Origin of the sequence: Psychromarinibacter sediminicola, assembly GCF_029168335.1 — a bacterium.
Lineage (GTDB): Bacteria > Pseudomonadota > Alphaproteobacteria > Rhodobacterales > Rhodobacteraceae > Psychromarinibacter > Psychromarinibacter sediminicola.
This window is the reverse complement of sequence record NZ_JARGYC010000055.1, coordinates 1-22,430: the sequence shown is the minus strand read 5'-3', so window position 1 is coordinate 22,430 and position 22,430 is coordinate 1. Positions and strand designations below refer to the sequence as shown.

Genomic DNA, 22,430 nt, shown 5'->3' with positions numbered 1-22,430 from the left:
CCGGAAAAGCGCGGTGGTGCAGGTGACGGCGGCTCAGCGGCGGGTGAAGACCGGCGCGGATTCGGCGGGCGCCGGGGCGTCGGACTGGTTGACCTTCTCGATATAGGCGCGCAGTTCCTCGGCCTCCTGCCGGGTGTCGCGCAGCGCCTCCATGGCGGCCGACAGCTCCGCCTCGGTCTGGTGCAGCGTGCCGGTGAGGTCGTTTTCGCGCTGCTGGTAGTAGGCCACGGCCTGGTCGCGCTGGTCCTCGGCCTCGTGCAGCTGCTGCGCCAGCTTGTCGAGCTCGCTCATCTCCGAGCCCTTGACCCGGCTGAAGCGGTGGATCAGCCAGTGGGCGAACCAGCCCAGCGCGAAGGCCACGAACAGGACGATCGCCGTGATCGCGATGAATTCCAGCCGGTTCATTCGTCGGTCTCCGCCTCGCTGTCCGCGCCGTCGCCCTCGGGCGCTTCGTCCCCGTTGCCTTCGCCTTCGCCGTCGCCGTCTTCCTCCGCCTCCGGCTCGATCAGGGTGAACTCGATCCGGCGGTTGGCCTCGCGGCCCTCCGCGGTGTCGTTGTCGGCGATGGGCTGGGCTTCTCCATAGCCCTTGGCCGACAGGTTGGCCACCAGAACCCGCCGCGCCATCAGCGCCTCCAGCACCGCCTCGGCGCGGCGCTGCGACAGGCCCAGGTTCATCTGTTCGCGTCCCTGGCTGTCGGTGTGGCCGCCGATCTCCATCGGCACGTCGGTGCAGTCCTCCATCACCTCGGCGATGCGGTCGACCGAGATGCGCGCGGCGCCCTCGATATCGGCCGAGCCCGGGTCGAAGGTGATCTGGCGCACCGACAGGATGGCGTTGATCGCGGCGACGCATTCCTCGGCCGTGGGGGCCTCCTCTTCGGGCGCCGTCTCGGCCTCGTGATAGGTGACGTCGATGGTGAAGTTGCCGGCGGCGCCCAGCTGTTCGCCGAGGATGCGCGCGATTTCCGCCTTGGCGTCGGGCAGGCCGGTGTCGCCGCGGATCTCGACGAGGTCGGGCTGGACCACCAGCGCGCCGTTCGACAGCTTCGACAGCGACTGCAGCCCGGCGAAGACGCGGCCGGGCCAGCCGGCCGGCAGACCTTCGGTCACGCGCATCGCCGCGCTGACCTCGGCCGAGGAGAAGCGGGCCAGCGCGAAACCCTCGACGGCGGCGCGCAGCCGCTCGTCGGAGACGCGGCCGCGCAGTTGCAGAAGGCCCTCGGGCGACAGGGTGGCGATGAATTCCGGCGGGCCTTCGGGGTCGTCGCCGTCGGCGGTGTCCTCGGCGGGCGGTTCCGGCCGGACCGCGTGCAGCGAGAAGACGTCGGGCAGCGCCGCCTCCAATTCACCGACGACCGTGTCGAACCGCCGCTGCGCCGTGCCCTCGGGCGCCACCAGCGTGACGTCGGCATCCGAGACGGTCAGCGTGCCGCCGCCCAGCCGCGACAGCGCGCGGATCGAGTCGGTGACCGCGTCGGGCCAGCGCGGCGAGGGCACGCCCAGGCCCAGCCGGCACTCCGTCTGGCCCTGAAGCCCGGCTTCGGCGGCAGCGGCGAGGATGCGGGCGCGGCCGTCTTCGGTATGGGCCGAGCAGGCGTCGAACCGGCCGCCTTCCTCGTCCAGGAGGAACCGCAGGGTGAACGGGGTGATGACGGGGCGCGGCGCGCTGATGTCGAGCGACACCTCGACGCCGTCGGGCACCGCCTGCCGCATCGCGGCCTCCCAGTCGCGCTTCTGCTCGGCGCTGTCGGAGATGGCCGTCACCCGCACCTCGTGCGGGGCCACCGAGATCTTCGACCGGGGCAGGTCGGCCAGCGCGTCCAGCGCGAAGTTCAGCGCCGGCGCCCAGCCGTCCGGCACCGGGTAGTCGGCGCTCTCCAGAAGGTCGGTGACCTCGCCGGGACCGGCGATGTTCTGCAGAAGCTCGGTCATTTCACGCCGGTCGAGCGCCTTCGGCACCAGGCCGATCAGCGAGATGCCCTCGTCGTTGCGCAGCATCTCGATGGAGAAGTCGGGCGGCTCCACGGGCTTCGGCGGCACCACCTCCATCGCGTCGATCACATGGGTGGCGTCCACCACCTCGCCGGCCAGCGTCAGCGCCTCGAACCGCGTGGCCTCGTCCGGCGCGGTGCCGGTCAGGCGGACCTGCAGGCCGTCCATCTCGACCGAGGCCCAGTCGAGCCGATGCTGCAGGAACAGCGATTCCACGGCGCGTTCCGATCCGTGCTCGATCCGGTCCACCATGAAGGTGGCCGCGCCGACCGCGCCCAGCGCGGCGAGCGCGAAGGCGGCAAAGCTGGCGATCAGGGAAAAATTGCGCATGGACAGAGTCGTACGGGTCCGCGAAGTGGGTCTGCCGGGTGTCTTAGGCGGTTGCGCGGAAAGTCGCAATCATACCAGCAGCGCCACGGCGAGAAACAGCCCAGGGATCAGCCCCGCGTCGCGGTTGGAGCGGAACAGCCGCAGGCAAGTGTCGCCGTCGTCGATGTCGAGCTGCCGGAGCTGCCAGGCCATGTGCCAGCCCATCGCCCAGACGCCGCAGATCGCGACGACCAGTGCCAGGATGTTGGTCTGCGGCACCAGCGCCCAGATCACCGCGACGGCCAGCAGCGTCAACGTGCCGATGATGAAGTATTGCAGGTAGCGCGCGGTGTTGGCGCCGAACAGGCGGGCGGTGGACTTCACGCCGATCAGCGCGTCGTCCTCCTTGTCCTGATGGGCATAGATCGTGTCGTAGAAGATCGTCCAGCAGATGCCGCCGAGATAGAGCAGCAGCAGCGCGGGGTGGAAGCTGCCGGTCACCGCGACCCAGCCCAAAAGCGCGCCCCAGTTGAAGGCGAGGCCCAGGAAGATCTGCGGCCACCAGGTGAAGCGCTTGGCGAACGGGTAGATGCAGACCAGCGCGAGCGAGCCGATTCCCATGGCGATGGCCAGCGGCGGAAAGGTCAGGAGAATGCCGAGGGCGAGCACCGCCTGGAGGCACATCCACGCCGCCGCCTGGGTCACGGAGACCTGGCCCGAAGGGATCGGGCGGGAGGCGGTGCGCGCGACGCGGCCGTCGAAGTTGCGGTCGGTGATGTCGTTCCAGGTGCAGCCGGCGCCGCGCATCAGCCAGGCGCCGATGCCGCACCCGGCCATCACCCAGGCCAGCCACCACGACGGCCCGCCGGTGGCGACGCCCGCCAGCAGCGCCGACCACCAGCAGGGCAGAAGCAGTAGCCAGGTGCCGATCGGCCGGTCGGCGCGCGACAGGCGCAGGTAGGGCCGCGACCATGGCGGGGCCAGCCGGTCGACCCAGTTGCCGCGGACGGCGTCGGAGACGGTTCCGGTGGACTCTGGTGCATCGGCCATGGCGTGCCTATCCTTCCTCGCATGGTCAGGCTCTATGTAGATCAACCGCTGGTCCCGGAACAACCGGTCTCGCTGACGCGGGATCAGGCGCATTACCTGTTCGGCGTGATGCGGCTGAAGGCGGGCGACGCGCTCGCGCTGTTCAACGGCCGCGACGGGGAGTTCGCCGCCACCGTGGCGCGCGCCGGAAAGAAGGACGGCGAGCTTGCGGTCGGCGCGCGGACGAAGCCCTTGCAGATGCCGCCCGATCTCTGGCTGTTGTTCGCGCCGATCAAGAAGGCGCGCACCGACTTCATCGTCGAGAAGGCGGCGGAGCTGGGCGCGGCACGGATCCTGCCGGTGCAGACCGACTTTACGAATTCCGAGCGCATCCGCCGCGACCGGCTGCAGGCGCACGCGGTGGAGGCGGCCGAGCAGTGCGGCGGAACCTACGTGCCCGAGGTGGCGGAGCTGGAGAAACTAGGCACCGTGCTCGACGACTGGCCGGCGGACCGCAGGCTGATCTTCTGCGACGAGGCGCAGGTGGGCGCGGCCGACCCGCTGCAGGGGCCGCGGGGCAAGGCGGCCATCTTGATCGGGCCCGAAGGCGGCTTCAGCGAGGCCGAGCGCGCACGGCTCGCCGCATTGCCCTTTGTCCGGACGATCAGCCTGGGGCCGCGAATCCTGCGCGCCGACACGGCGGCGGTCGCGGCGCTGACCCTGTGGCAGGCGGCGCTGGGCGACTGGTGAGGCATTTGTCGTGCGAGGGCTGACAAGCTGCGCCCGGCTGCGCTATTGTCGCCGGGACGCGCAAAGCTGCATCGAAGCAGCAAGCGGCTGCCATATCTTCGCCCCGAACCCCCGGATAGGCTCCCCGCATCCGCGACAGACGAAAGAGGGCCTCTCGATGAGCTTCATCCGACCGGAACTGCAACAGAGGATCTGGCGCTGGCGCGAGGTGCTTGTCGGCGCCTTCGTCGCCTGCTGCGGCATGTACTGGGCGGTCTCGCAGAACGGCGTTCTCGCGATCGTGGGCACCTGCCTTGCGATCGTCGGCGCGCTGATCACCTTCGCGGGGTTTCAGCGCACGCGCTTCCGCGTCGGCGCGGGCGGGCCGGGCGTGGTGCATATCGACGAGCGGCAGGTCACCTATTACGGCCCGCATGACGGCGGCTCGATCTCGATCGACGCGCTGACCTCGGTGGTGCTCGACCCGGCGGCCAAGCCCTACGCGGTCTGGTCGCTGACCGACCTGCACGGGCTGACGGTGGATATTCCCACCCATGCCGAGAACGCCGAGGCGCTGTTCGACGTGTTCTCCGCGCTGGACGGCATCGAGACCGAGAACATGCTCAGCCAGCTGCGCAGCAACCCGGACAAGCGGGTCCGGATCTGGCACGCGGGGCAGCGCCGGCTGCATTGACTTCGCCCTGAAAACCGCTTTGTTTGCCCGGCAACCGGAGCGGGGCAGACGAAGAGGCGCGCGGCGATGTCCATTCCACAGTCGGGCGGCGGCCCCATCGAGCGACACGAGCAACTGGCCGAATACCTCGAAGCCGGCTGCAAGCCGCCCGAGGATTGGCGCATCGGGACCGAGCACGAGAAGTTCGGCTATTGCCGCGACACCCACCGCCCGCTGCCCTATGACGGCCCGCGCTCGATCCGCGCGATGCTGGAGGGGCTGCGCGACCGCTTCGGCTGGCAGCCGCTGGACGAGGGCGGCAAGATCATCGGGCTGGAGCTGAACGGCGCCAACATCTCGCTGGAGCCGGGCGGGCAGCTGGAGCTGTCGGGCGCGCCGCTGGAGACGATCCACCAGACCTGCGACGAGGTGAACGAGCATCTGCGCGAGGTGAAGGCCGTGGCCGACGATATCGGCATCGGCTTTATCGGGCTGGGGGCGGCGCCGGAATGGACCCATGACGAGATGCCGCTGATGCCCAAGGGCCGTTACAAGCTGATGGACGGCTACATGCAGACCGTAGGCACCACCGGCACCACGATGATGCGGCGCACCTGCACCGTGCAGGTCAACCTCGACTTCGGGTCCGAGGCCGACATGGTGCAGAAGATGCGCGTCGCGCTGGCGCTGCAGCCGGTCGCCACCGCGCTTTTCGCCAACTCGCCGTTCTTCGAGGGCAAGCTGAACGGACTGAAGTCCTACCGCTCCTGGATTTGGCGCAACCTGGACGCGGCCCGCACCGGGATGCTCCCCTTCGTCTTCGAGGACGGGTTCGGCTTCGAGCGCTGGGTCGACTATGCGCTGGATGTGCCGATGTACTTCGTCTACCGCGACGGCCGGTACATCGACGCGCTGGGCCAGTCGTTCCGGGATTTCCTGAAGGGCGAGCTGCCGGCGCTGCCCGGCGAGACGCCGCTGATGTCGGACTGGGCCGACCACCTGACCACAATCTTCCCCGAGGCGCGGGTGAAGAAGTTCATCGAGATGCGCGGCGCCGATGGCGGGCCGTGGCGGCGGCTCTGCGCGCTGCCGGCGCTGTGGGTCGGGCTGACCTATGACCAGGGCGCGCTGGACGCGGCCTGGGACCTGGTGAAGGACTGGGACGCCGAAACGCGCGAGGCGTGGCGGGTCGAGGCGTCGGTCCACGGGCTGCAGGCCGTGGTCGGCGGGCGGACGATGCAGGACCTGGCGCGCGAGGTCGTGGGCATCGCCCGGCACGGGCTGATCGCGCGCGGCAAGCCCGGCCTCGGCGGCATGGTGCAGGACGAGCGCCATTTCCTGCATGCGCTGGAGGACAGCGTCGACAACGGCAAGGTGCCGGCCGACGAGTTGCTGGAACGCTATCACGGCGACTGGAACGGCGACCTGTCGCCGATCTACGAGGAGTTCTCCTATTGAGCGATCTCGACCGGTTCGTCGAAGCGCAGGTAACGACCTATCCGGTCGCGCTGACCGAGATCGAGGCCGGGCGGAAGCAGAGCCACTGGATGTGGTACATCTTTCCGCAGCTGGCCGGCCTGGGCCGCTCGGAGCGGGCGCGGTACTATGGCCTGTCCGGGCTGGCGGAGGCGCGCGATTACTGGGCGCATCCGGTGCTGGGGGCGCGGCTCGACGAGATCTCGCGGGCGCTGCTTGCCCATGCGGGCACGCCGCCGGAGGCGATTCTCGGCTCGGTCGACGCGCTGAAGCTGCGCTCCTGCGCGACGCTGTTCGAGGTCGCGGCGGAGGGGGCGGGGCCATTCGCCGAGCTGCTGGAGGCGTTCTACGGCGGCGAACGCTGCCCGCTGACGCTGGAGGAGCTGGAGCGCGGGTAACGCCGGGCGCGTCAAGCCCGACGGCTTTCCTCGCCGGGCGCCCGGGGCGCGGTCACCGCCGCTGGTCGTCCGCCATCACGCCCCAGAGCGCATCCGAAGGCACCCAGCCGCGGTAGCCGCCCGCGCCGATCCGGCACCAGTCGAGGCGGCATTCGTCCAGCCGCGCCACCACGCCCATCTCCAGCTGCGCGTTCACCGGCGCCTTCGGGTCGGGCTTCATCAGAAGCGGCACCATGTCCTGTTCGATCAGCACCGTCCGCACGCCCGACAGCAGCGAATAATGCACCCAGCCGCCCGCGCCGTCGCGGTCCTTCACCCGGCGCCAGTGGCCGTATTCGCCGACCACCTGCAGCGGCATGTCGCGCCGCTTGAACACCCAGTCGATGCGGTGGCTGAGCGACGGGCCACGCCGCACGTTGCCCTCGCTGGCCTTCAGCGACACGAAACGCGGGATCGGCAGGTTGGTCACCGGCCCCCGCTCCTGGGCCGCCAGTGCCCCGCCCGCCATGGAAATCGCCATCGCCACGGCCAATGCCGCGGCGGTCACACCCGTCCTGATGCGCCTCATGCCGGTTGTCCCACCGAAATCCGTCCTGCTCGTGGGCGATTTGCCGCCCGTGCGGCGCGGGGTTTTGGGCATTCAATCGGTTGTGCCCCGCTGCCGATGTTGTAACTCTGCCAGCAGGTTGATCCGAACGGAAGCACGGGGGGAGCGGCAGTGGCCCGAGAGCGTTTGAGTGTTGTCGTTACGCGACGGTTGCCCGAGGTCGTGGAGACCCGGATGACCGAGCTGTTCGACGTCGAACTGCGCGAGGAGGACACGCTGTTCACCCGCGACGAGCTGTCGGCGGCGATGCGGCGGGCGGATGTGCTGGTGCCCTCGATCACCGACACGCTGGACCAGGGGCTCCTGGCGCAGGCGGGCGACAAGCTGAAGCTGATCGCCAATTTCGGCGCCGGGGTGGACCATATCGACGTGTCGACGGCGCGGCAGCGGGGGATTCTCGTGTCGAACACGCCCGGCGTGGTCACCGAGGACACCGCCGACATGACCATGGCGCTGATCCTGGCCGTCACCCGCCGCATTCCCGAGGGGCTGGCGATCATGCAGGCCGGCACCTGGGCCGGCTGGGCGCCGACGGCGCTTCTGGGCGGGCGGGTCGGCGGACGGCGGTTGGGCATCCTCGGGATGGGCCGGATCGGCCAGGCGGTGGCGCGGCGGGCCAAGGCGTTCGGGATGCAGATCCACTATCACAACCGCCGCCGACTGCGTCCGGAGATCGAGACCGAGCTGGAGGCGACCTACTGGGACAGCCTCGACCAGATGGTCAGCCGGATGGACGTGGTGTCGGTCAACTGCCCGCACACGCCCTCGACCTTCCATCTGCTGAACGCGCGGCGGCTGAAGCTGATGAAACCCTCGGCCGTGATCGTGAACACCTCCCGCGGCGAGGTGATCGACGAGAACGCGCTGACCCGGATGCTGCGCTCGGGCGAGATCGCGGGGGCGGGGCTGGACGTGTTCGAGCACGGCCACGAGATCAATCCCCGCCTGCGGGAGCTGCACAACGTGGTGCTGCTGCCGCATATGGGCTCGGCCACGCGCGAGGGGCGGGCCGAGATGGGCGAGAAGGTGATCATCAACATCAAGACCTTCGCCGACGGGCACCGGCCGCCGGACCTGGTGGTGCCGTCGATGCTGTGACGGGCGGCGCGGGTCGCATCGCCGAATAGGGCTCCGGCCAGTCCGCCACGGTACGCGACGACCGATGGCGCCGACTCCGCGCTATGACGGGGGCCATTCGGCCTCGCCGGCACTGGACAGCGGGTCACCGGCTGCGCCACTCTGTCCGCAGTCATTGCGGAGAAGACCCATGAAAGATCTGATTGCAGCCGTCCTGGTGCTGATGACCATGGCGACGGCGGCCCTGGCCGACAGCTGCTGGTGGCACAACGGCTCGCTGATGCGGCTGAAGGCCTACGGGGCCGAGCGGTATTTCTACTACGAACAGCCGCGCGACGGGCTGTGGAGCGCCGGGGTCCGGCCCGGGACGCTTTTGTTCAACGGCCGCAAGAACGGCAACTGGTATTCCGGAACGGCGCGCGTCTTCTCGTCCGCCTGCGGCCCGATGGAGTACGCGGTGGCCGGCCCGGTCGCGCCGAACCAGACGCAGGTGACCGTGCAGGGGAGCCGGCAGACGCGATCGGGCTGCGCCTTCACTGGCAACGTGGTGACCGACACGCTGGTCTTCACCTATTCGCACCAATGCTGAGGGAGCGATGCGGCGGCTGACCGGCCTGTTCCTACTGATCCTGCTCGCCGCCTGCTCCCGTCCCCTGGCGGAGGGGGAACGCGCCTTTGCCCGGGATCTCTTCGGCGAGACGCTGGACGTGGACCGGGTGCGTGTGGCCGTGGGGCTCGGCCTCACGCCCGCGCCGGCGCCGCGCCCGCTGCCGGCCGACCCCGAGCCGGTGGCGCGCCGCCCCGGCCTGTGCGACCGCGTCGCCCCCGACACCGGCCCGCGCGAGCCGCCGCCGGCCTTCGCGCTCTACGACCGCGTCCACGTGATGCCGGAATACTACCATGCCGACATGATGCCGCGCTGGCCCGAGGGCGTGCTGGTGCCCGAGGCGCTGATCTTCGGCCACGAGCTGGTGCATGTCTGGCAATGGCAGAACCGCCGCGTCACCGGCTACCACCCCGGCCGCGCGATCTTCGAAAGCCTGATCCTGGGCGATCCGTATTTCTACCGCCCGAACGCGGGCGAGGGGTTCCTGGGCTACGGCTACGAACAGCAGGGCGCACTGGTCGAAGACTACATGTGCTACCTGATCTTCGACCCCGACAACCCGCGCCGGGCGGAGATCCGCGACATCCTGCGACAGGTGTTCACGGTGGAGAACGTGGATGCGGCGCTGGGACGGTAGGGGCGGCCTTTCGCAACGGCCGGAGATGGCATATATTGCCAATCGACGCCTTTGGAGACTGACGCGATGGCCACACGCAACGTCGTGCTGACACAGCAGCAGGAAGAACTCGTCCAGGCCCTCGTGGCGAGCGGGCGGTACCAGAATGCCAGCGAGGCGCTGCGCGCCGGGTTGCGCCTGCTGGAGCGGGAGGAAGCTGCCGCACACGCCATCGAGGACAGGCTGCGCGAAGGTCTGGCCCAGGCGGCGGCCGGCGACCTGGCCGAGGGCAGCGGGGCGGATGCGGTCCGCCGGGCCTTTGCCGCGGCACGGGAACGGCGCGGGGCGTGAACCGGCCCTGGCGGCTGACCCGGCTGGCCGAGCGGAGCCTCGGGGAGATCGCAGCGTGGACGTTCGCGCGGTTCGGTCCCCGGCAGGCGGCGGCGTATGAGGCCGATCTGATCGAGTGCTGCGACGGCATCGCGGCGGGCACGGCGGTCGGGCGCGACTGCAGCCTGCTGGTCGGGGGCGCGGGCGCAAGCGATCTGCGCTATGTCCGGGCCGGGATGCATTTCGTCGTCTACCTGGAGCGCGAGAGCGACGTCGTGGTCATCGACGTCCTGCACGCCCGCAGCGATCTGCCCCGGCGCCTCGCCGCGCTCGCCGCCGCGCGCCGGGGGTGACGGGGCAGGCGGATCGACGCACAAGCGGCCCATGTCGCTTTTCCGTCATCACCTGTCGGCTGTCCCTCTCAACCGCGCTGTAATTTCTGCGACGTATGCGCCGAGAGTCAGCGGAGTGTCGGCCCATGAAAACCCATGTCAAAGCTCTGGTCGTCGGCGGCGGTGCCGTGGGGACGTCCATCGCGTATCACCTCGCGCGCGCCGGCTGGGCCGACGTCATGCTGCTTGAACGCGACGAGCTGACCAGCGGCTCGACCTGGCACGCCGCGGGGCTCCTGCCGCTGTTCAACATGGGCTACGCCACCAGCTGGATCCACGACTACTCGGTCAAGTTCTACAAGACGCTGGAGGAGGAGACGGGCCTCAACGCCGGGTTCTACGTGGTCGGCAACCTGCGCATGGCGCAGACGCAGGAGCGGATGGACGAGTACATGCTCTACGCCGCCACCGCCGACACGGTGGGCATCCCCTACGAATGGATGACGCCGGCGCAGATCAAGGAGCGCTGGCCGCTGGTGCGGACCGAGGACCTGAAGGGCGCGATCTATCACCCGACGGACGGCTACATCAATCCCGCCGACGTGACCCAGGCGATGGCCAAGGGCGCCCGCCAGCACGGCGCGACGATCGAGCGGAAGTGGCAGGTCGACGGCTACGAATGGACCGGCTCCGAGTGGCGCGTGACCTGCACCAAGATGGTCGAGAAGGGCGGCAACCTGGTGCCGTCCGACGAGACCACCGTGGTGACCGCCGAGCATGTGGTGACGGCGACCGGCAACCACGCGCAGCGCACGGCGAATCTCCTGGGCCTGAAGATCCCGGCGATCCCCGTCGAGCACCAGTATATCGTAACCGAACCCGACCCGGCGCTCGCCGAGTGGCGCAACGCGGGCAACCCCGAGCACCCGGTGCTGCGCGACGCCGACGCCAAGTGGTACGTCCGCGAAGAGCGCAAGGGCTGGATCCTCGGCCCCTACGAACGCGGCGCCCCGGCGCGGTTCGAATATGCCGTCCCCGACAGCTTCCGCGCCGACCTCTTCCCGCTCGACCTGGAGCGGATCGAGGAGGAGTACATGTCGATGATCCACCGGCTCCCGTCGACCGAGGAGCTGGGCCTGAAGGACGACTATAACGGCCCGATCTGCTACACGCCCGACGGCAACCCGCTGCTCGGCCCCGCGCCGGGGCTGCGGAACATGTGGCTGGCCGAGGGCTTCTCCTTCGGCATCACCGCCGCGGGCGGCGCCGGCAAGTACCTCGCCGACATCATGACCGAGGGCGACGCCGCCATCGACATGGCCGTGCTGGACCCCAAGCGGTTCGGCCCGTGGATCACGACGGAATACGCCGCCCGGAAGAACGAGGAAGCCTACGACCACGTCTACGTCCTGCACCACCCCGACGAGGAGCGCCCCGCCTGCCGCCCGCTGCGCACCGCGCCCTGCTACGACCGGATGAAGGCCCGCGGCGCGCAGTTTGGCGTGGTGAACGGGTGGGAGCGGCCCAACTACTTCGGCCCGCTCGACGCGCCCGAGAGCTTCGACCACGACGCCCGGTCGTTCCGCCGCGGCGGCTGGTGGGACTATGCCAGGGCCGAGGCCGAGGCGATCCGGGGCGGCGTGGGCCTGATCGACGCCAGCGGCTTCGCCAAGCACTGGGTCTCCGGCCCCGGCGCGACCGAATTCCTCGACTGGTTCACCTGCAACAGGCTGCCGAAGGTGGGCCGCATCAACCTGACCTATGCGCTGACCGCGGCGGGGACGACGCGGACCGAATACACCATCGTTCGGCGCCAGGAGAACGGCTATTACCTCGTCTCCGCCGGCGCCTGGGCTGCCTATGACGCGGATTTCCTGCAGAAGGCGGCCGAGGATTTCATGGCGCGCGGCGGCGGGCCCGTCACGGTGCACGACGTGACCAGCCAGTGGGGCGCCTTCGCGCTCGCCGGCCCGAAGGCACGCGACGTCATGGCGGCGCTGATCCGCGACGCGGACCCGACGACGGCCCTGTCGAACAAGCGCTTCCCGTGGCTCTCGGCGAAGGATGTCGAGCTTCTGATGTGCCCCACCGTGGCGATCCGCGTGGCCTATACCGGCGAGCTGGGCTGGGAGCTGCATCACCCGACGGAGATGCAGAACTACCTGTTCGACCGGCTGATGGAGGCGGGCGAGCCGCACGGGCTGAAGCTGGTGGGCGCGCGGGCGCAGAACTGGCTGCGGCAGGAGAAGTCCTACCGCGCCTTCGGCCACGAGCTGGGCCGCGATTCGACGCCGCTGGAGGCGGGGCTCGACCGATTCGTCGACCTTTCCAAGGAGTTCCACGGCAAGGAGGCGATGGTCGACCGGGGCATCCAGGCGAAATGCGTGACGGTCCTGATCGACGGACCGGAGGATGCCGACCCCTGGGGCCGCGAGGCGCTCTACGACGGCGACACCCAGGTCGGGCGGCTGACATCGGGCGGCTGGTCGGTCGCCTTCGGCAAGTCCATCGGCATGGGCTATGTCCGCCCCGACGTCGCGGACCCCGGGCAGCGGCTGAAGGTCAAGATGTTCGACCGGCTCTGGGACGCCGAGGTCGCCGAGGACAGCCCCTACGACCCGAAGAACGCGGCGATCCGCGCCGACGGCTGATCCCGGGCGTGCAGCCCGGCCGCGCCCGCCGGCGGGGCGCGGCCTATTCCTGGGCCCAGGTGACGTAGGCGAGGTCGAGCGTGTCGCCGCCCACCTTCGAGACCTGGAACCGGCCGACGCGGCCCAGATTGGTCTTCAGGCAGACGACGGCGCCGTCGGTGAGGGCGGCGAAGTCCAGCGGGCGTTCGTCGAAGCTCTCGGTGACGCAGTCGTGCAGCGACCGGTCGGTGCCGTCGCCCAGCGACAGCTGCGCCCCGTTCACCGGTTCGATCACTGCCGCGTCGCCGTTCGCCGGGCGCCACCAGATGTCGGCGCCCGCCGGGCCGGGACGGCCGAGGTCCAGGTTGACGCGGCCGTTCAGCGTGACCGGCACCAGCCCCTCGGAGCGGACGACCGGCGGCGGCGGCGGGGGCGGCGGCAGGTAGCCCACATAGACCTTCACCGAGGACGCGGTGTCGTCGAGCCGGCGGTCGAGCGAGGGGGCGCTTTCCAGCCAGTCCATGCAGGTGCCGCCGAGCGCGGGATCGACGCAGAGGCGGACCCGCGCCTCGCCCGAGACCTGGACCGAGCTGAACGTGTCGTCGAGGCCCGGGGCCAGCGTGGCGTAGTCGCCGACCTCCAGGCAGGTGCGGGTGCCGCCGAAATTCTCGCGCTCGTAGAAACAGGCGATGTCGCCCGGGGGCGGCGGCGGGGCGGGCGGCTCCACCCCGGCGGGGCAGACGGCGCGGAACTGCGGGTCGGGGCGGTCGATCTGCAATTCCCAGCTGCAGCGCGGGTCGGCCTCGGGCGCGTTCGGCCCGGCGGTCAGGTAGCGCGAGGCGACCCAGCCGTCCTGCCCGCTGCCGACGATCCGGCACCAGGCATCGGCGTTGCAGCGCAGGATCTCCACCACGTCGCCGGGGGCCAGCCCGCCGACCCGCGCGTTGCCGGCGCCGGGGCCGGAGCGAACGTTGAGCCAGGTGGTCGAGGCGCCCTCGCCGGCCCGGGCGGCGGGGGCGGCAAGACCCGCCGCGGCGGCGAGGAGAAGGGCCGGAAACAGGGACGCGCGCATGAAACTCTCCCGAAGGGACAAAGGCAATTCGCCAGAGGATTGCCGGATTTCGCCCGGTGCGGCAAGTGCGGGGGTGCGTTGAAGAAATCGTGGTGGTGCGGATGCAACGGCAAGCTGTCAAAATGTGCGCGTCCGCGCGAGTCTTCTCTGCCCGTGGCCAGGCGACGCGCCGTCCGGGCCGGGGCGCCGGTGGTGCGGCCGGGACGCCTCCGGCGGGCGTATTTGGAACGAGAAGAAGCCAGGGGCGCGTTCCCGGTCTTCTTCTGGCCGGACATAGTCCCGCCGGAGGCAAGAAGGGTTCGAAGCTCCGCCGTCAGGCCTCTTCCGACCGGTCGGTGGCCGGGGCGGGCTTCGGTGTCAGGGCGGAGATCTGGGCGTAGAGCGCCTCGTCCATCTCGAAGGACATCGCGGCGAGGGACGGTTTCAGCTGCTCGACCGAGCGGGCGGAGATGATCGGGGCCGTCACGTCGGGGTTGTGGGCGACCCAGGCCACGGCCAGCGTGGCGGGCGAGGTGCCGGTGTCGGCGGCGAGGTCGGCCAGCGCGGCGGCGGCGTCGTGCATCCAGTCCTGGCCGTAGCGCGCGCGGTACATCTCGTTCTCCTTCAGCCGGCCGCTCGCGCCACCGGCGTATTTGCCGGTCAGCAGGCCGCCGCCCAGCGGCGAATAGGGCATGACGGCGAAGCCCTCGGAGGCGGCCATCGGCAGGATCTCCACCTCGGCCTGGCGCTTGACGAGGTTGTACATCGGTTGCAGCGCGTCGATTGACAGGCTGAAACGGTGGGCGACCCAGGCGGCCTTCATCGTCTGCCAGGCCGAGAAGTTGGAGATGCCGATGCGCCGCACCCGGCCCGCCTCGACCAGGCCGGCCAGCGCCTCGAACGTCTCCTCCAGCGGCGTGTCCGGATCCCAGCGGTGCAGGTAGAGCAGGTCGACATAATCCATGTCCAGCCGCTGCAGGCTCTGCTCGAACTGCGCGGTGATGTTGGCGGCGGTGCTGGGGGCCGGGGCGGCGCATTTCGTGGCGATGAACAGGCGCTCCCGCTCGGGCGCGGCGAACCGGCCGAGCAGCGTTTCCGAGCGGCCCCCGGTATAGCCGAAGGCGGTGTCGAAGAAATTGATGCCCGCGGCGCGGCAGGCGTCGAACATGGCTTCGCTTTCGGCCGCGTCGGCCGTGCCGCCGAACTGCATGGCGCCGAAGCAGACAGTCGAGGCCGCGTCGCCGGCCTGGGTGGTCAGCGCCGGGTGCGGCGGCAGGGCATCGGGGTGGGTCGACATCGGGATCCTCCTGTTTCGGTCCAGACCTACCGGCGGGCGCGGGGCGGGGCAAGCGGCCTTAATTCACCTATAGGGTTGACTGACGCGGCCGGCGCTGGTAATTCACCTAGATGGTTGAACGAGATGACAGCGACCGGCTGACCGACATCCTGAAGGCGGCCTCGGACCCGAACAGGCGCAGGATCCTGACGATCCTGGTGCAGGAGGGACCGCTGCGGGTGACGGATCTGGCCGGGCGCTTCGACATGAGCCTCAACTCGGTGTCGAAGCACATAAAGGCGCTGGAACGGGCAGGGCTCGTCAGCCGGAAGACCGAGTGGCGCGAGCATCTGATCGCGCCGGAGATGGGTCCGCTGCGGCTGATCGACGACTGGTTCGCCGAGCTGCGGTCGACCTGGGAGATGCGGCTGGAACGTCTGGCCGAGCTATTTGCAGAGGATGACGACGATGACCACTGACCTTTCGCTGCGCGTGACGCAGACCGTCCCCGCCCCGCCCGAACGGGTGTTCGATGCCTGGCTGGACCCGGAGATGCTGACGAAGTTCATGCGCCCGGGGCCGGATGTCGGGGTGACCAAGGCCGAGACCGACCCGCGCGTCGGCGGCCGCTATGACATCGTGATGACCGCCGAAAAGGGCGAGATCCCGCATTGGGGCGAGTACCGCGAGATCGAGCGGCCGCGCCGGCTGGTGTTCACCTGGAACTCGCCGCACGCGGCGCCCGACAGCGTCGTCACCCTGACCTTCGAGCCCGAGGGCGCGGGAACGCTGGTGACGCTGGTCCACGACCGGTTCCCGTCGGACAGCTCGCGCGACGGGCACGAGAAGGGCTGGACCGGGATCCTCGGCGCGCTGGCGCAAGCGGTCTGAGACCCGCGGCGTGCGGGGCGGTCACGGATCGTCCCGCGCGGCGCGCAGCCCTGCGGCCAGCCGTTCGCGCCGCTCTTCGAACAGATAGGGCGATTGCGCCGCCTCGCGGTCGAAGTCGGTGCCGGGACGGGCTGCATGCGCCTTGCGTAGCACCTCGGCGGCGGGCGCGCGGTCGCCGGTCTGCCCATAGGTCGCGGCCAGCGTCACCAGCCCGCGGTAGAAGCCGGGATTGCCGCGCGCGACGGCTTCGAGGAAGGGCAGGGCGTCGTCGTAGCGGCCCATCTGGAACAGGATGTGCCCCTCGATCCAGTCGTAGGTGAACGGATATCGCGGGTGCAGCAGCTTGGCGCGCCGGATCGCCGCCAGCGCCTCGTCCAGATCGCCGCCATGCACCGCGATCTCGGCCAGCAGCGCATAGCCGTCGGAATAGTTCGCATCGAGCCGGATCGCGTGGCGCGCCGCCGCCAGCGCGTTGGCATGTTCGCCGATCGCGAGGTTCAGGACGCCGAGCGCGAAATAGGCGTCGGGGATCTCCGGGTCCAGCCGGATCGCGGTGATGGCCGCCTCCAGCCCGTTCTGAACCGACTCCGGCGAGATCGCGTCGGCATAGCGGAACACGGTCTCGCGCCCGTAGGTGATGGCGATATTGGCATGGGCCCGGGCGTATTCGGGATCCAGCTCCAGCGCCCGTTCGAAATACCCCCGCGCCTCCAGGTTGCCGGCGGCGGTATGGGCGCGCAGCGGCTCCAGCCCGCGCAGCAGCATGTAATAGGCGTCGGGGTCAATCCGGCGCGCGGGCTCCGCCGCGGTGCCCAGCGTCAGGGACAGCGCCGCGACGATCTCGCGGGTGACCTCGGCCTGCACGTCGAACGGGTCCTGCCGGGCGCGGTCGTAGCGGTCCGCCCAAAGGTTGATGCCGTCATAGGGGTCGATGAGAGAGACGTTGATCCGCACACGCTCGTCGTGGTGCCGCACCGTGCCGCGCACCAGATAGCGCACGCCCAGTTCCTCGGCGATCCGGCGGAAGCCGGCTTCGGCCTCGGGGAAGTCGAAGCTCGACGCCGACGAGATGACGGTCAGCCGCGTCACCTTGGACAGGTCGGTCGTCAGGTCCTCGCTCAGCCCGTCGCTGAAATAGCGCAGGGCGTCGTCGTCGCTCAGGTTGACGAAGGGCAGCACCGCAAGCGTGCGTTCCTGGGACACGCGCGGCGGCACGATGGGCCGGCCGTCGGGATCGGGCCACAGCGCGAGGGTCAGCGCCGCCGCCGTCAGCACCGCCAGCGCCCCGGCCAGCAGGGGGGCGCGGTGGCGCGGTCGCTTGGCCGTGTCGCCCGGGCCGGCGCGCAGCCGGTAGCCTCTCTTGGGAAACGTCTCGACCGCGTCGCGGCCGAGGGTGCGGCGGATGTCGGCGATGCACTGCACCAGCGAGTCGTCGGTGGTGGCCACGCCCTTCCACACCGTCTCGACCAGGCGGTCCTTGGAGACGACCTTGCCCAGATTGGCCGCGAGCACCGCCAGCACCTCCTGCGATTGCCGGCGCAGATGCACGAGCCCGCCGTCGGCATCGCTCAGCTGCCGGGTGGCCGGGTCATAGAAGAACGCCCCCAACACAAGCCTGTCTTGTGTTTTCGTGTATTTTTCGTGTCTCATTCAGGACACTCCACCGGGCCGTCGCGCAACCATCCTACACGTCAGCCCACCGCTGGCCCAAGCGCGAAACCCAACCTCAACGGAGAGACCCATGTCCCGCATGACCACCGCCCTCGCATTCGCCGCCGCCCTGTACGCCGCCGCCCCCGCGTTCGCCGGACAATTCGTGGTGGAACTCGACGCGCCGCTGCCCGCGCCGTCGCCCGCCCTGCTGGAGAGCCACGCGGTCACGCTGGACGAAACCCTGTCCGCGGGGCCGGAATCCTACGCCGTCTTCACCGCGGCCGACATGGACGCGCTCGAAGGCTTTCTGGACAATGCCGCCATCGACGCCGGCAAGATATCGGAGGTGCTGTTCGTCAACTCGCCCACCGTGGGCGGCGGCGCCCCCGCGGGCCCCGAGCCGCGCGACGGGCACGGCGTCTTCGTCATCGAGCGCCCGATCCCCGGCGTCGGCTTCTTCGGGCTCGAGAAGAAGCGGAAGATCTCGCAGAACTCGAATGCCGCCATCGAGAAGCTGGGCGAGATCATCGAATGGGATCACTCCTATCTGACGAGCGAGGGCACCTATTGCGTCTACCGCGCGGATTCGCCCGAGACGCTGCGCGAGCACGGTGCGCTGGCCGGCGCGCCCATCGGCAAGATCACCCTGGTCGAACAGCGCGTCCACTGAGGCGCGGCCCCAAAAGAAAAGGCCCGCCTCCGCGGCGGGCCTTCGTCGTGCCTCCGGGCCGGGGCTATTGCGGGATCGTCCCCGACAGCCCCTCGACGTAGAAGTTCATGCCCAGCAGCGTCTCGTCCGTGGCCGTCTCGCCCTCGGCCAGCCATGCCGAGCCGTCCTGCTTGTTCAGCGGGCCGGTGAACGGGTGGTACGAGCCGTCGGCGATGCTGTCGCGGATCTCAAGCGCCTTGGCCTTGACCTCCTCGGGCACCGCGTCGGTGATCTCGCCGATCTTGACCATGCCGCTGTCGATGCCGCCCCAGGTGTCGGTCGGCTCCCAGCTGCCGTCGATCACCGCCTGCACCCGCTCGATGTAATAGGGCGCCCAGTTGTCGATGATCGACGACACCCGCGGCAGCGGCTTGTACTCGGCCATGTCCGACGCCTGGCCGAAGGTGATCACGTCGCCCGCGCTGGCGGCGGCCGCCTGCGGCGCGGTGGAATCGGTGTGCTGCAGGATCACGTCGCAGCCCTGCTCGATCAGCGCCGTGGCGGCGTCCGCCTCCTTCGCCGGATCGAACCAGGTGAAGGCCCAGACGACCGAGAACTCGACGTCGGGGTTCACCTTCTTGGCGTGGATATAGGCGGAGTTGATGCCGCGGATCACCTCGGGGATCGGGAACGACCCGATATAGCCGATCTTGTTCGTCTCGGTCATCATCCCGGCGATGGTGCCCTGCACCGCGCGCCCCTCGTAGAAGCGGGCCGAATAGGTCGCCACGTTGTCGGCGCGCTTGTAGCCGGTGGCATGCTCGAACTTCACGTCCGGGAACTTCTTGGCGACGTTGATCGTCGGGTCCATGTAGCCGAAGGACGTGGTAAAGATGATGTCCGCCCCGCCCAGCGCCATCTGGGTCAGCGCGCGCTCGGCATCGGCGCCCTCGGGCACGCTTTCCTGGTAGACCGTCTCGACCTGGTCGCCGAAATGCTCCTCGACGGCCAGCCGGCCCTCGTTGTGCTCGTAGGTCCAGCCGCCGTCGCCGATCGGCCCGACATAGATGAAGCCGGCCTTCACCGGCAGGTGGCTGCCGGCAAAGCCGGGGCGGCCCAGCGCCAGGGTCGCCGCCGCGGCCGCGCCGCCCTTCAGGATCGTTCTTCTTTGCATGGATCTATCTCCCTGTCGTTGTCGCGGGGGGTTCCGCCCCGCCGGTCGGTGCCCCTAGTGCGAGGCGTGGAAAGAGCGTCCCAGCGAGGCCGGCGCGTTCAGTGCCGCGCGGCCGCGTCCCGAGGACATGATGACCAGAACCAGAATCGTTATCAGATACGGGGACATGGACAAGTACTCGACGGGCACGTCCAGCCCCGCGGCCTGCAGGTTCAGCTGCAATACCGTGACCCCGCCGAAAAGATAGGCGCCGATCAGCACGCCCCAGGCGCGCCAGCTGGAAAACACCACGATGGCCAGCGCGATCCAGCCGGCGCCGGCGGTCATCCCCTCGGTCCATTGCGGCACGCGGATCAGGCTCAGATAGGCGCCGCCCAGCCCGGCGCAGGCGCCGCCGAAGGCGATGGCCGCCAGCCGCACGACGACCACCTTGTAGCCCAGCGCGTGCGCGGCATCGTGGCTCTCGCCCACCGCCCGCAGGATCAGCCCCGCGCGGGTGTATTTCAGAAAGGCCCAGACCGCCGCGACCAGCGCCAGCGAGACGTAGACCATGACATCGTGCTGGAACAGGACGCGCCCGACGAAGGGGATGTCGCCCAGCGGCCCGAGGTTCAGATCGCCCATCGCCGGCGGCTTGATGCCCACATAGCCCTGGCCCATCAGCGCCGACAGCCCCAGCCCGAACAGCGTCAGCGCCAGGCCGGTCGCCACCTGGTTCGACAGGAAGAACTGGGTGAGGATGCCGAAGGTCATCGACAACAGCGCGCTGCCCGCCGCCGCGGCGACGAAGCCCAGAACCGGCGAGCCGGTCTCCACCGAGACGGCGAAGCCGCAGATCGCGCCGACGATCATCATGCCCTCGACACCCAGATTCAGCACGCCCGACTTCTCCACCACCAATTCGCCGATGGCGGCCAAGAGGATCGGGGTGGAGGCGACCATCAGCGAGGCCAGCAAGACGGCGGGATTGATCGTGGAGAGGTCCATCAGGCAGCCTCCGAAAAGGAACCGAAACGGCCCCGGTTTCGAGAAAGTTCAGACAAAATTAACCCTACAACGGAAGTGTAAGCGAAATGATCTAGTGACCTTGGTGAGGAATGATGAGAGCTGTTGGTATCGTCGCCGCGATCGGGATGCTGGGGGCGCCGGCCTTCGCGCTGGACGACTGCGTCGAGATCGAGAACGATCTTGACCGGCTTGCCTGCTACGATCGCGCCGCGGGCCGCACGCCGGTGACCGAGGTGGACCAGGACGCCGGCGGTGACTGGATGGTCCGAACCGAAACCTCCGAATTCACCGACACGACCAATGTGTACCTTACGGTCGAGTCGGAAGAACCGCTGCGCTGCAACATGTTCGGTACGCCGCAGCACGCGAACCTCATCCTGCGATGTCTGGAAGACACGACCAGCCTCTTCATCGCGACGGATTGCCACCTGACGTCCGGGCACGGCGGATACGGGCAGGTCGAATACAGGATCGATGACAGGCCCGCCGTCTCGAAAGGGTTCGACGCAAGCACCTCCAACAACTCGCTTGGGCTCTGGAATGGGGGCCGGTCCATTCCGTTGGTCAAGGAACTTCTCGGCGCCGAACGGTTGCTCGTTCGCTTCACGCCCTTCAACGAGAGCCCCGCTACGGCGCGCTTCGATATCACGGGACTCGAGCAAGCCATCGCTCCGTTGAGGGAGGCTTGCCACTGGTAGTGATCGGGCAAGACGGCCCATCACGCCACCTCCGCGCGGCCGAACCGCATCCGGTAGTTCGTCAGCACGTCCACCGCCAGCAGGAAGAACAGAAGCATCCCCTGGAAGGCCTGGATCGCCGCCGCCGGCAGGCCCAGGGTCGCCTGCGCCGCCTCGCCGCCGATATAGGTCAGCGCCAGAAGGAGCCCCGCCAGCAAAATCCCCACCGGGTGCAGCCGCCCGAGGAAGGCCACGATGATCGCGGTGAACCCGTAGCCCGAGTTGAAGTCGATCGAGATCTGCCCCGCCGGCCCGGCCACCTCGAACAGCCCCGCCAGCCCCGCCAGCGCCCCCGAGGCGCCGAGGCAGAACACCACCAGCAGCCGCGGCCGCACGCCGGCAAAGCGCGCCGCCCGCGGGCTCTGCCCGGTCAGCCGGATCTGGTAGCCCAGCATGTGCCGGTTCAGCAGCACATAGGCCCCGATCACCGCCAGCAGCGCCGCCACCACGCCCCAATGCATCCCCGTCCCGGCGATCAGCTCGGTATTGGCGGCGCTGTCGTATTGCTGCAGGTTCCGGCTGCCCGGAAAGCCCGACCCTTCCGGGTTGCGCAAGGTCCCCAGCGCCATCGAGGCCAGGAGCTGCTCGGCCACGTAGACCAGCAGCAGCGACACCAGGATCTCGTTGGTGTTGAACCGGGTCTTCAGGATCGCCGGGATCATCGCCCAGAGGAAGCCGCCGACCGCGCCCGCGATCACCATCAGCGGAAAGATCAGCCAGCGCGCCTCCATCGGATAGAAGGCCAACCCCACCGCCGCGCCGCAGATCGCGCCGATGATGTACTGCCCTTCGGCGCCGATGTTCCAGATGCCCGCCCGAAAGCCGAGCGACAGCCCGATCGCGATCAGGATCAGCGGCCCCGCCTTCACCAGCAATTGCCCGCGGTAATAGAACGCGAATTCGCCGAACAGCGGATCCCAGAAGATCGTGCGGATCGACAGCACCGGGTCCTTGCCCAGCACCGCGAAAAGGATGCCGCCCGCGATCATCGTCACGATCACCGCCAGCACCGGCGTCGCATAGCTCCACGCCCGCGAGGGCTGCGGCCGCTTCTCCAGCCGGATCACGTGCGCCCCTCCACACCGCTCGGACAGGGCGCGGACGAGGCCTGGACAGTTACCGGTAACACGATATATTTCAAGATCTTACCCCCCCCGTCCAACCTCGGACACCCCCGCATCTTC

General features: G+C 69.4%; 24 protein-coding genes. 14 read left to right on the top strand and 10 right to left on the bottom strand.

What is annotated here, in order from left to right:
* Window positions 1-33: 33 nt before the first annotated feature.
* The 3 genes from P1J78_RS17815 to ubiA form a co-directional block, all read right to left on the bottom strand.
* Window positions 34-405, bottom strand: a complete 372-nt coding sequence (locus tag P1J78_RS17815) for a hypothetical protein (RefSeq protein ID WP_275568732.1) — start codon at window positions 403-405, stop codon at window positions 34-36.
* Complete coding sequence (locus tag P1J78_RS17810) at window positions 402-2,324, bottom strand: OmpA family protein (protein ID WP_275568731.1); 1,923 nt, start codon at window positions 2,322-2,324, stop codon at window positions 402-404. Before P1J78_RS17810 ends, P1J78_RS17815 begins: the two co-directional genes overlap by 4 nt.
* A gap of 69 nt (window positions 2,325-2,393) precedes the next feature.
* Window positions 2,394-3,353, bottom strand: coding sequence for a 4-hydroxybenzoate octaprenyltransferase (ubiA, locus tag P1J78_RS17805; protein ID WP_275568730.1), 960 nt, complete (start codon window positions 3,351-3,353; stop codon window positions 2,394-2,396).
* Window positions 3,354-3,374: 21 nt separating this feature from the next.
* Here ubiA and P1J78_RS17800 point away from each other — a divergent pair, with 21 nt between their 5' ends.
* The 4 genes from P1J78_RS17800 to P1J78_RS17785 all read left to right on the top strand — a co-directional run bounded on the left by P1J78_RS17800 (window position 3,375) and on the right by P1J78_RS17785 (window position 6,608).
* Entirely contained in the window at window positions 3,375-4,082 is a 708-nt protein-coding gene (locus P1J78_RS17800) for a 16S rRNA (uracil(1498)-N(3))-methyltransferase (protein WP_275568729.1), read from the top strand.
* 157 nt (window positions 4,083-4,239) lie between these two features.
* Window positions 4,240-4,755 carry a hypothetical protein gene (locus P1J78_RS17795; protein ID WP_275568728.1) on the top strand — a complete coding sequence of 172 codons (516 nt, stop codon included), beginning with the start codon at window positions 4,240-4,242 and terminating at the stop codon, window positions 4,753-4,755.
* A gap of 66 nt (window positions 4,756-4,821) precedes the next feature.
* Entirely contained in the window at window positions 4,822-6,192 is a 1,371-nt protein-coding gene (locus P1J78_RS17790) for a glutamate--cysteine ligase (RefSeq protein ID WP_275568727.1), read from the top strand.
* Window positions 6,189-6,608, top strand: coding sequence for a DUF1810 domain-containing protein (locus tag P1J78_RS17785; protein WP_275568726.1), 420 nt, complete (start codon window positions 6,189-6,191; stop codon window positions 6,606-6,608). Before P1J78_RS17790 ends, P1J78_RS17785 begins: the two co-directional genes overlap by 4 nt.
* Window positions 6,609-6,660: 52 nt before the next feature.
* On the opposite strand, the gene P1J78_RS17780 is transcribed toward P1J78_RS17785, so the two are convergent.
* Window positions 6,661-7,176, bottom strand: coding sequence for an SH3 domain-containing protein (locus tag P1J78_RS17780; protein WP_275568725.1), 516 nt, complete (start codon window positions 7,174-7,176; stop codon window positions 6,661-6,663).
* A gap of 150 nt (window positions 7,177-7,326) precedes the next feature.
* Here P1J78_RS17780 and P1J78_RS17775 point away from each other — a divergent pair, with 150 nt between their 5' ends.
* The 6 genes from P1J78_RS17775 to P1J78_RS17750 all read left to right on the top strand — a co-directional run bounded on the left by P1J78_RS17775 (window position 7,327) and on the right by P1J78_RS17750 (window position 12,828).
* Complete coding sequence (locus P1J78_RS17775; RefSeq protein WP_275568724.1) at window positions 7,327-8,313, top strand: 2-hydroxyacid dehydrogenase; 987 nt, start codon at window positions 7,327-7,329, stop codon at window positions 8,311-8,313.
* Window positions 8,314-8,482: 169 nt separating this feature from the next.
* Window positions 8,483-8,881, top strand: coding sequence for a hypothetical protein (locus tag P1J78_RS17770; RefSeq protein ID WP_275568723.1), 399 nt, complete (start codon window positions 8,483-8,485; stop codon window positions 8,879-8,881).
* Window positions 8,882-8,888: 7 nt separating this feature from the next.
* Window positions 8,889-9,536, top strand: a complete 648-nt coding sequence (locus tag P1J78_RS17765; protein WP_275568722.1) for a hypothetical protein — start codon at window positions 8,889-8,891, stop codon at window positions 9,534-9,536.
* Window positions 9,537-9,602: 66 nt separating this feature from the next.
* On the top strand, window positions 9,603-9,866 hold the full coding sequence (locus tag P1J78_RS17760) for a type II toxin-antitoxin system ParD family antitoxin (protein WP_275568721.1): 264 nt from the start codon (window positions 9,603-9,605) through the stop codon (window positions 9,864-9,866).
* Window positions 9,863-10,198, top strand: a complete 336-nt coding sequence (locus tag P1J78_RS17755; protein ID WP_275568720.1) for a type II toxin-antitoxin system RelE/ParE family toxin — start codon at window positions 9,863-9,865, stop codon at window positions 10,196-10,198. Before P1J78_RS17760 ends, P1J78_RS17755 begins: the two co-directional genes overlap by 4 nt.
* Window positions 10,199-10,323: 125 nt before the next feature.
* The gene (locus P1J78_RS17750) at window positions 10,324-12,828 is read left to right on the top strand and encodes a GcvT family protein (protein WP_275568719.1); all 2,505 of its coding nucleotides are present in this window, start codon (window positions 10,324-10,326) and stop codon (window positions 12,826-12,828) included.
* Between the two features lie 43 nt (window positions 12,829-12,871).
* On the opposite strand, the gene P1J78_RS17745 is transcribed toward P1J78_RS17750, so the two are convergent.
* Both P1J78_RS17745 and P1J78_RS17740 read right to left on the bottom strand, forming a co-directional pair.
* A complete protein-coding gene (locus P1J78_RS17745) occupies window positions 12,872-13,879 on the bottom strand; it encodes an SH3 domain-containing protein (protein WP_275568718.1) in 1,008 nt (335 codons plus the stop codon).
* Between the two features lie 313 nt (window positions 13,880-14,192).
* On the bottom strand, window positions 14,193-15,155 hold the full coding sequence (locus P1J78_RS17740) for an aldo/keto reductase (RefSeq protein WP_275568717.1): 963 nt from the start codon (window positions 15,153-15,155) through the stop codon (window positions 14,193-14,195).
* Between the two features lie 110 nt (window positions 15,156-15,265).
* Between P1J78_RS17740 and P1J78_RS17735 the strand changes: the two genes are divergently transcribed.
* Together P1J78_RS17735 and P1J78_RS17730 are read left to right on the top strand one after the other, a co-directional pair.
* The gene (locus P1J78_RS17735; RefSeq protein ID WP_275568716.1) at window positions 15,266-15,613 is read left to right on the top strand and encodes an ArsR/SmtB family transcription factor; all 348 of its coding nucleotides are present in this window, start codon (window positions 15,266-15,268) and stop codon (window positions 15,611-15,613) included.
* Window positions 15,603-16,025 carry an SRPBCC family protein gene (locus P1J78_RS17730; protein WP_275568715.1) on the top strand — a complete coding sequence of 141 codons (423 nt, stop codon included), beginning with the start codon at window positions 15,603-15,605 and terminating at the stop codon, window positions 16,023-16,025. Before P1J78_RS17735 ends, P1J78_RS17730 begins: the two co-directional genes overlap by 11 nt.
* Window positions 16,026-16,046: 21 nt before the next feature.
* Here P1J78_RS17730 and P1J78_RS17725 read toward each other — a convergent pair whose 3' ends face one another.
* Window positions 16,047-17,675 (bottom strand): winged helix-turn-helix domain-containing tetratricopeptide repeat protein, encoded by a 1,629-nt coding sequence (locus P1J78_RS17725; protein ID WP_275568714.1) that lies wholly within the window; start codon window positions 17,673-17,675, stop codon window positions 16,047-16,049.
* Between the two features lie 91 nt (window positions 17,676-17,766).
* Here P1J78_RS17725 and P1J78_RS17720 point away from each other — a divergent pair, with 91 nt between their 5' ends.
* The gene (locus P1J78_RS17720; RefSeq protein WP_275568713.1) at window positions 17,767-18,348 is read left to right on the top strand and encodes a nickel-binding protein; all 582 of its coding nucleotides are present in this window, start codon (window positions 17,767-17,769) and stop codon (window positions 18,346-18,348) included.
* A 64-nt stretch (window positions 18,349-18,412) separates the two neighbouring features.
* Here the strand turns inward: P1J78_RS17720 and P1J78_RS17715 are convergent, their stop codons facing one another.
* Window positions 18,413-19,501 carry a BMP family ABC transporter substrate-binding protein gene (locus tag P1J78_RS17715; protein WP_275568712.1) on the bottom strand — a complete coding sequence of 363 codons (1,089 nt, stop codon included), beginning with the start codon at window positions 19,499-19,501 and terminating at the stop codon, window positions 18,413-18,415.
* Window positions 19,502-19,555: 54 nt separating this feature from the next.
* Window positions 19,556-20,488, bottom strand: coding sequence for an ABC transporter permease (locus tag P1J78_RS17710; RefSeq protein ID WP_275568711.1), 933 nt, complete (start codon window positions 20,486-20,488; stop codon window positions 19,556-19,558).
* 110 nt (window positions 20,489-20,598) lie between these two features.
* On the opposite strand from P1J78_RS17710, the gene P1J78_RS17705 reads away from it, so the two are divergent.
* On the top strand, window positions 20,599-21,207 hold the full coding sequence (locus P1J78_RS17705; protein ID WP_275568710.1) for a type VI secretion system-associated protein TagO: 609 nt from the start codon (window positions 20,599-20,601) through the stop codon (window positions 21,205-21,207).
* Window positions 21,208-21,227: 20 nt separating this feature from the next.
* On the opposite strand, the gene P1J78_RS17700 is transcribed toward P1J78_RS17705, so the two are convergent.
* Complete coding sequence (locus P1J78_RS17700) at window positions 21,228-22,313, bottom strand: ABC transporter permease (protein ID WP_275568709.1); 1,086 nt, start codon at window positions 22,311-22,313, stop codon at window positions 21,228-21,230.
* Between the last annotated feature and the right edge of the window lie 117 nt (window positions 22,314-22,430).